This window comes from Sphingobium sp. ZW T5_29 (genome assembly GCF_044987515.1).
In the GTDB taxonomy this organism is placed as follows: domain Bacteria; phylum Pseudomonadota; class Alphaproteobacteria; order Sphingomonadales; family Sphingomonadaceae; genus Sphingobium.
Genome location: NZ_JBJDRM010000035.1, coordinates 1 through 655, shown reverse-complemented (window position 1 = coordinate 655; position 655 = coordinate 1). Strand labels below are relative to the sequence as shown.

2 protein-coding genes are annotated in these 655 nt (G+C 61.8%); both read right to left on the bottom strand.

Going from position 1 to position 655, the window contains the following annotated elements; all coding sequences use genetic code 11:
- The coding region (locus ACI3KQ_RS15930) for a transposase (protein WP_404959320.1) at nt 1-298 on the bottom strand (298 nt) is incomplete at its 3' end.
- A 118-nt stretch (nt 299-416) separates the two neighbouring features.
- Nucleotides 417-655: IS66 family insertion sequence element accessory protein TnpB (tnpB, locus tag ACI3KQ_RS15925; protein ID WP_404959018.1), on the bottom strand; the 239-nt coding region annotated here is incomplete at its 5' end.

The window sequence follows — 655 nt, the reverse complement described above, 5'->3', positions numbered from 1 at the left end:
CGCCTCCGCAGCAGGGGCATTCCTTCTCTTCTGGAAGGATCACCTCCTCGATGCGGGTCAGGTGCGCCGGCAGCGACCCCCTTGCTGTCCCGCTTTCCCTTCGCGCCCGTTCCTTCTTCTGGCCTGCCGCCTGCTCACCAAGCGCCTCCAGTTCAGCACGGGCAACATCGAGATCATCGAAGGCAAGCGCCAACTGATCTTCGCTCAGCTTTTCCGAGCGTTTCCCGAATGTCGTGCGGGTGATCTGGTCGATGATATGCTGCATCCGGGCTTCACGCTCGAGGCCGGCCAGGACCATCGCCTTAAGCATGGCGACATCGTCAGGAAGGTCGGCTGCGGTGGCGGACATGCCCCATTTCTGGCGATTTTCGGGCGATCCGCAATGGCATTTCGATCAAGGGAATCAGGCGTGCGACCTATCGCGTCGTCACCGGAGCCTGCGTGCGCGGCGTGTGCATTTTCGACCATTGCAGCCCTTCGAACAAGGCTGACGCTTGCGATGCCGACAGCCGCATCACGCCATCGTGTGCCCGGGGCCAATGAAAGCCTCCGGTCTGCAAGACCTTGCTCACAAGTACCAGGCCAGTGCCGTCCCAGACCAGCAGCTTGATCCTGTTCGCCCGCTTCGAGCGGAAGATGAAGACCACCCCCGAGA